Below are 7,515 nucleotides of genomic sequence, written 5' to 3' on the forward strand. Positions count from 1 at the left end.
CGCGCTCTGCCGCGGCACTGGCAGCGTCCGGATCGGGTGTTCGTGCTGGTGTGGCGCCACGAACGAGTCTGGCGTCGACGCCGACCGGTGGCATGTCACCGTAGATCCGCCGTCCTTGTTCGTCACGCCACTCATAGACCTGTGCCGAAACGCACACCGCCGTCGTCGCGAGGACCAAACCCACCAGCCATGATCTCAGCATTGCACTACTCCACCGTATAGGGTTCGCTTACATGCGCCTGCCGCCCTCTGTATAATACGGATTTGGCCGTAAGGAAAAAAGCCATGCGCGTGATTCAGAAGGCGCTGACCTTCGATGACGTCCTTCTCATCCCAGCCCATTCCACCGTTCTGCCGCGCGATGTCAACCTGCAAAGCCAGGTCACACGGCGTATCCGCCTCAACATTCCGCTGGTCTCCGCCGCAATGGATACCGTCACCGAAAGCCGCCTGGCGATTGCGTTGGCGCAGGAAGGTGGAATCGGCGTAGTGCACAAGAACCTGACGCCTGCAGGGCAGGCGGCCGAGGTGCATAAGGTCAAGCGTCACGAGTCCGGCATCCTCAAGGATCCGATCACGGTTGCGCCGACGATGACCGTCGGCGAAGTCGTCGCGCTGCAGCGCCAGCATCGCTTCTCCGGTGTGCCGGTGGTGGCTGACGGCAAGGTCGTCGGCATCGTCACCAACCGCGACACCCGTTTCGAAACCAAGCTCGATCAGCTCGTCACGGAGATCATGACGCCCCAGGAGCGGCTTGTCACGATCCGCGAGGGCGACAGCCTCGACGAGGCGCGAGAACTGCTCCGGGTGCACCGGCTCGAGCGCGTGCTGGTCCTCAACGACGCTGGTGAGCTTTGCGGCCTCATCACCGTGAAGGACATGATGAAATCCACCGAACACCCGTTCGCGGCCAAGGACGAACAGGGGCGCCTGCGTGTCGCGGCGGCGATTGGTGTCGGGGCAGGTACGGAAGAGCGCGCCGAGCGCCTCGCCGACGCCGGTGTCGACATGATTGTCGTCGATACCGCCCATGGTCACTCCCAGGGCGTGCTCGAGCGTGTCAATTGGGTCAAGAAGCAGTTTCCCCATATCGAAGTCGTCGGCGGCAATATCGCCACTGCCGATGCCGCACGTGCGTTGGTCGATGCTGGTGCCGACGGCGTCAAGGTCGGTATCGGCCCGGGTTCGATCTGCACCACCCGCATTGTTGCGGGTGTCGGGGTGCCGCAGATCACCGCGATCGACAATGTTGCCAACGCCCTGGCAGGCACGGGTGTGCCGATGATCGCCGATGGCGGCATCCGCTTCTCAGGCGACATCGCCAAGGCGATCGCCGCCGGTGCCAACGCAGTGATGCTGGGCGGCCTGTTTGCCGGCACCGAGGAAGCGCCTGGCGAAACCGTGCTCTACCAGGGACGCTCCTACAAGTCCTACCGTGGCATGGGTTCACTGGGGGCGATGGAGAAGGGCGCGGCCGACCGCTATTTCCAGGATGAGAACACCGGCAACATCGACAAGCTCGTGCCGGAAGGCATCGAGGGGCGCGTGCCGTACAAAGGCGCCGTCGGCGTCGTCATCCACCAGCTCGTCGGCGGCCTGCGCGCTTCGATGGGCTACCTCGGTTGCCCGGACATCCCGACGATGCACGAGCGCGCCGAGTTCGTTCAGATCAGCGCCGCGGGCATGCGCGAATCGCATGTCCATGACGTGCAGATCACCAAGGAAGCGCCCAACTATCAGATCAGCTGATCCTTTCCAGATCCGGCTCACCCGGGCGGCTGCTAAGCCGCCCGTCCTTTTTCAAGACGCATGAGACGCGCGCGCCATGGCTCACCAGAAAATCCTCATCCTCGACTTCGGTTCCCAGGTTACCCAGCTGATTGCCCGCCGTGTGCGCGAGCAGCAGGTGTATTGCGAACTTCACCCCTTCGATGTGTCCGACGCCTTCGTGCGTGAGTTCGCACCCGCCGGCGTCATCCTCTCGGGCGGCCCCAACTCGGTGTACGAGGCGGTGGAATGGAAGGCGCCGCAGGCGGTGTTCGAGCTTGGCGTGCCGGTGCTGGGCATTTGTTATGGCATGCAGACCATGGCCGAGCAGCTCGGCGGCAAGGTCGAGAGCTCGAGCAAGCGGGAATTCGGTTATGCCGAGATGCGGGCTCGTGGGCACTCCAGGCTCTTCACCGGCATTCAGGACCGAAGCAACGACGAGGGGCATGGTCTGCTCGACGTGTGGATGAGCCACGGCGACAAGGTCACCGAGTTGCCAGCGGGCTTCAAGATCATCGGCAGCAGCGAATCCTGTCCGGTGGCAGCGATGGCCGATGAAGATCGCGGTTTCTACGCGGTTCAGTTCCACCCGGAAGTGACCCATACGATCAAGGGCAAGGAGATCATCGCTCGCTTCGTGCACGAGATCTGCGGCTGCCGTCACGACTGGAACATGCCCGACTACGTGAGCGAGGCGGTCGCCCGCATCCGCGAACAGGTCGGTGACGAGGAGGTGATCCTCGGACTCTCCGGTGGCGTCGACTCCTCGGTCGCCGCCGCGCTGATCCACAGAGCGATCGGCGATCAGCTGACCTGCGTGTTCGTCGACAATGGCTTGCTGCGCCTGAACGAGGCGGAGCAGGTCATGCAGACTTTCGCGCGCTCGCTTGGCGTGAAGGTCATCCATGTAGACGCTTCCGACAAGTTCCTCGGCGATCTTGCCGGCGTGACCGATCCGGAGCAAAAGCGAAAGATCATCGGTCGTGAGTTCGTCGAGGTGTTCCAGGCCGAGGCCCAGAAACTGCCGCGTGCGAAGTGGCTGGCCCAGGGCACCATCTACCCCGACGTGATCGAGTCTGCCGGCGCCAAGACCGGCAAGGCGCATGCGATCAAGAGCCATCACAACGTCGGCGGCCTGCCCGAGACGCTGAATCTCAAGCTGTTGGAGCCGCTGCGCGAACTCTTCAAGGATGAAGTTCGCGAACTCGGGATCGCACTCGGCCTGCCTCACGACATGGTCTATCGCCATCCCTTCCCTGGCCCGGGCCTGGGGGTTCGCATCCTTGGCGAGGTCAAGCGCGAGTATGCCGAAATCCTGCGTCAGGCCGACGCCATCTTCATCGACGAGCTGCGCGCCGCCGACTGGTACGACAAGACCAGCCAGGCTTTTGCGGTCTTCCTGCCGGTGCGCAGCGTCGGCGTGATGGGCGACGGCCGCACCTACGAATACGTCGTCGCGCTGCGCGCGGTGCAGACCCAGGATTTCATGACCGCCCACTGGGCCGAGCTGCCTCACAGCCTGCTCGGCAAGATCAGCAACCGCATCATCAATGAGGTGCGTGGCGTCAATCGCGTGGTCTACGATATCTCCGGCAAGCCGCCTGCAACGATCGAGTGGGAATGATCCGGCGTCTGGCAAAGTCAGGCACCTGACGGCATAAAATGCTCTGAAGCCCGCGTAACTGCGGGCTTTTTGTATTTTTGTCTGGCAGGGTCTGGCAACGATAGGAAGCGCCAAGCACCGCTTGAGCATGGCATTAAAGCTGGTACTATCGGCTGGCGATACCATGGCAGGTGCCGATACCATGCTGAAGTTTTTTGCGAGAACATGGTATCAAAAATTAATAACCTATTGTTTGATATGGAAAAATAGCGCGTTTTTTCGGTGTTTTTCAGCATGGTATCAAAATTGAGAAAGGAGAAGGACAATGCTGACTGATACCAAGCTGCGCAACCTCAAGCCTCGGGACAAGCTCTACAAGGTGAATGATCGGGATGGTCTTTATGTGGCCGTGACTCCAGCCGGCTCGATCTCCTTTCGTTATAACTACTCAATCAACGGTCGGCAGGAGACCATCACCTTTGGCCGCTATGGTGTCGGCGGCATCACCTTGGCCGAAGCCCGCGAACAGTTGAATGACGCCAAGAAGATGGTTGCGGCTGGCAAGTCGCCGGCCAAGGAGAAGGCCCGTGACAAGGCGCGAGTGAAAGATGCGGAGACGTTTGGTGCCTGGGCGGAAAAGTGGCTGCGTGGTTACCAGATGGCCGACTCCACCCGCGATATGCGCCGTTCGGTCTATGAGCGCGAGCTGAAGCCGAAATTTTCCAATCAGAAGCTAGCCGAAATTACCCATGAGGACTTGCGGGCGCTGACCGATACCATCGTTGACCGGGGCGCACCGGCCACCGCCGTTCATGTGCGGGAAATCGTATTAAACGTGTATCGTTGGGCAATCGAACGCGGCCAGAAGGTTGAGAATCCGGCAACCTTGGTGCGTGCAGCATCCATCGCCCGGTTCGAGCCGCGTGACCGTGCGTTGACGCCAGAAGAAATCGGGCTGATGTATCGGTACATGGAGCGGGTGGGAACAAGTCCGACAAATCGTGCGGCGGCCAAGCTGTTGCTCCTTACGATGGTACGGAAAAGCGAGCTGACCAATGCGACCTGGAGCGAGATCAATTTCAGCGAAGCGCTATGGACTATTCCAAAGGAGCGCATGAAGCGCCGTAACCCGCACCTGGTATTTCTGTCCCAGCAGGCTCTGGATATTTTCATTGCCCTGAAAACCTTTGCCGGTGGTTCCGACTTCGTGTTGCCATCACGGTACGACTCGGATGCGCCGATGAGCGCTGCCACGCTCAACCAGGTGCTGACCCTGACTTACAAAGCGGCGCAGAAAGACGGGAAGTCGCTGGCCAAGTTCGGGCCGCATGACTTGCGGCGCACAGCCAGCACGCTGTTGCATGAGGCCGGCTACAACACCGACTGGATTGAGAAGTGCCTGGCGCACGAGCAGAAGGGTGTCAGGGCCGTCTACAACAAGGCTGAATACCGTGAGCAGCGGGCGGCGATGTTGCAGGATTGGGCGGATATGATTGATGAATGGACTACCGGAAGTAATCGTTAACTTTCCCGCTATGTAGTCTTTGTAATATCTCTAGTTGCATCGAATTTTAGGCTGAGAACAATGGCTGATCGTAAAAAAATACCCACAGAAACGAAACTCCGTCTGTTTTCGGAGGCCGCAGGCCACTGCCAACATCCAGATTGCCTTCAGCCTCTTTTTCCCGCTGAAATGGGAGGGGACAAGCATATAGCCGAAATGGCTCATGTGATTCCGCACGGAGAAACGGGACCGCGCCATGGAGAAAGGCCCGCTGGAGAGTTTGAGGCCGATTCCTTTGAAAATCTTATCCTGTTGTGCCCGACCTGTCATACGATCGTTGACAAGGATCCTGCGGGATATAGCCGGGGCACGTTGTTAGGTTGGAAAAGTAATCACCTTTCTGCTTTGGCGTACAGGCAAGGAATTCGTACCTATGATGAACGTAGTCACGTTCGAAGTGCCTTGGTCGCCGCTATGGCCGAAAACAAGGCTGTATGGAAGGGGTTTGCGCCGTCCGATGGCTCGAGCTTCGAATATGACCCGGAATCTGAAGCGGCTAAGACATGGGTGCAGAGGATGAGGGGTGTCATTTTGCCTAATCATTTCCGTATTCAAGCCATCATTAATGCAAACCAGCAGCACATGACAGAGACTGAGTTACAGACATTCGCCCAATACCAAGAGCATGTGCGAGGTCTCTCGGAGCGTCACGTTTGTGGTGTCGCCGGTAGCGCTATCCGTTATCCGGCAGAAATGGATGGAATCTTCGCATGAACTGGCAGGTGAACTACGCACTGAAATATATTCAGGAAAACCATAAGGATGCGTCAGTACAACATGTCCGCGGTGACGCTATCAGAATTATGATGCCTTACAAACCCGACGTAATGGCGGTTATATCGGCTGCCTACACGATCAGCACCGAGTTGGCGATGCAATACCATGCGGATTTCCCAGATATGGATTTCCTATGTGGATATCGAAAGGAGTGCGTCTGGGAAGGTGGAGCGATCAGATATTTAGAAGACGGTACAATAGGCTGGGGAAGTGCCGGCACACTTGGTTCTGCCGTTTACAAAGGTGACGCAAGGAGTGCTGCTCATAAGGACTATTTCTTCTCCTATCGGCTCATCAGGCAGATGAGATCTATTACGAATCTTGATAGGGAGTTTGATCGTGTTTTCACGATGACACTGACTAATGGGCGTACTGTTCGGGTAGGTATGATTATGGAGTATGAGCCGACGGCTGATGCCATTCGTACCTTCTGGGATCGGTTCGGCCCCATTGATATTGCCTGGAATATCAATCCCAACGGGAATCCCACTCAGAATGCTATCGAGGCAGGAGCTGACCTTGGGTGTGAGGTGATGAAATGGGAAGAGTTAAAGATGCTGCTTCGGAACCGTTGATGACGGCATGTGAGGTTGCGAGACATATACTAAGATCCTGCGAGTCCTTGCGAGAGTTTAAATCCTACATGTTCGGTTCTTCATTGTTTGGAGTGGGTAGTGATTTCGATATTTTGATAGTTGGCCCGTCAGGTGAATCGTTATCCCGACTGAAGGCGGAATTGAGACTTGCAGGAAAAGAGCTGCCGCTTGACGTTCTATATATGCTGCCGGCAGAGGAGGAGGAGACGAGATTTGTCACGAGTGCGGAGTGCATATCTCTCTCGCAATTGGCGCGAGAATAAAATGTACTGGTTTTTTCCTAATAGATCGGGCAGAGCATGTGGGGTCAAGTTCTGGTCAGACTATTTTAGCCGCTAAAATTCCCACGACGTTTTCACTCCTTCAACTGGAGCAGTTTAGGCGTCGAGGCCAGTGATTTCAGCGCTTTCGATACTGCTTGACGTTCGATGCCCAGTTTTCGCGCTATCTCTGACTGATTGAGTCCATCCCACTGGAGTATCAGTATTTGTTTTTTGCGGTCTGATAGCTTCGAGTCCACCATCAAGCGCGCTTGGTTGCGCAGCTCTCCTTTGTCGGCTGGCTGTACAGTCTGGCTCAGCAGGTACCGGTGGAAATAGCGATCCACCAGCGGGTCGCCTGACGCAGCTTGTGGCGTGCCTCGGTTCGCGCATTGGCGGTTAAGTCGGCCAAGTTCGATATCGAATTGTTCGACAGAGCGTTTCGCTCGCTTATAAGCCGGGTTTGATGCCCCGCTGGGCAGTAGAGGTTGATGGTCAGCGCAATACTTGCTGCTTAATCGTAGATTGTCATCGTTGCCGCGCACTTGAGAATCATCATCTGCAAATGACTTTAGCCCGACAGGTTTGCCGCAGAAGCGGCAGAAGTTTTGTGGGCGGGTTCCATTCAGGCCACGCAAAGCCGATTTCCTGGGACGTTTGCATGCGCAGCTCAAAGCCAGGCCAGCTAAAGATTCGAGTGTTCCGATAAACCGCCGGTCTCTTGAATCCTGTCGATCCACTGTTTTGATGAACCGGCGCAGCAGTTCTCGTTGCAGGCGAACCATGGCATCAAGTCCCACAAGCCGAATAATCTCACTGAAGGGCACCTCGAATAACGCGAGGTTTTCGTTGAATCCCGCCGCCAAACAATGACAGCGACCGAACTCGGTTCAATTTCTCCGGCAAATCACCGCTTTTCTCTGCGGTGTCGCCCCGTTTTCTCTTCGA

General features: G+C 57.3%; 8 protein-coding genes. 6 read left to right on the top strand and 2 right to left on the bottom strand.

Annotated elements, in window-relative coordinates; translation table 11 throughout:
* Positions 1 to 202, bottom strand: a 202-nt coding sequence (locus GPA21_RS17865) for a DUF4124 domain-containing protein (protein WP_168989459.1), incomplete at its 3' end; no start/stop codon positions are given.
* A gap of 83 nt (positions 203 to 285) precedes the next feature.
* Here GPA21_RS17865 and guaB point away from each other — a divergent pair.
* From guaB to GPA21_RS21390, 6 genes are all read left to right on the top strand, one after another.
* Complete coding sequence (gene guaB / locus GPA21_RS17870; protein WP_168989460.1) at positions 286 to 1,749, top strand: IMP dehydrogenase; 1,464 nt, start codon at positions 286 to 288, stop codon at positions 1,747 to 1,749.
* A gap of 76 nt (positions 1,750 to 1,825) precedes the next feature.
* Positions 1,826 to 3,391 (top strand): glutamine-hydrolyzing GMP synthase, encoded by a 1,566-nt coding sequence (guaA, locus tag GPA21_RS17875; protein WP_168989461.1) that lies wholly within the window; start codon positions 1,826 to 1,828, stop codon positions 3,389 to 3,391.
* 304 nt (positions 3,392 to 3,695) lie between these two features.
* Complete coding sequence (locus tag GPA21_RS17880) at positions 3,696 to 4,895, top strand: tyrosine-type recombinase/integrase (protein ID WP_168989462.1); 1,200 nt, start codon at positions 3,696 to 3,698, stop codon at positions 4,893 to 4,895.
* 60 nt (positions 4,896 to 4,955) lie between these two features.
* Positions 4,956 to 5,648 (top strand): HNH endonuclease, encoded by a 693-nt coding sequence (locus GPA21_RS17885; RefSeq protein WP_168989463.1) that lies wholly within the window; start codon positions 4,956 to 4,958, stop codon positions 5,646 to 5,648.
* Complete coding sequence (locus GPA21_RS17890; RefSeq protein WP_168989464.1) at positions 5,645 to 6,286, top strand: hypothetical protein; 642 nt, start codon at positions 5,645 to 5,647, stop codon at positions 6,284 to 6,286. The genes GPA21_RS17885 and GPA21_RS17890 overlap by 4 nt, the downstream gene beginning before the upstream one ends.
* Positions 6,286 to 6,570: a nucleotidyltransferase domain-containing protein gene (locus GPA21_RS21390; protein ID WP_422614174.1), complete on the top strand. Its 285-nt coding sequence runs from the start codon at positions 6,286 to 6,288 to the stop codon at positions 6,568 to 6,570. Before GPA21_RS17890 ends, GPA21_RS21390 begins: the two co-directional genes overlap by 1 nt.
* A 92-nt stretch (positions 6,571 to 6,662) precedes the next feature.
* Here GPA21_RS21390 and GPA21_RS17895 read toward each other — a convergent pair whose 3' ends face one another.
* Positions 6,663 to 7,352 carry a hypothetical protein gene (locus tag GPA21_RS17895; RefSeq protein ID WP_211163679.1) on the bottom strand — a complete coding sequence of 230 codons (690 nt, stop codon included), beginning with the start codon at positions 7,350 to 7,352 and terminating at the stop codon, positions 6,663 to 6,665.
* Between the last annotated feature and the right edge of the window lie 163 nt (positions 7,353 to 7,515).

The sequence above is a fragment of the Azoarcus taiwanensis genome, from assembly GCF_012910885.1.
Lineage (GTDB): Bacteria > Pseudomonadota > Gammaproteobacteria > Burkholderiales > Rhodocyclaceae > Azoarcus_F > Azoarcus_F taiwanensis.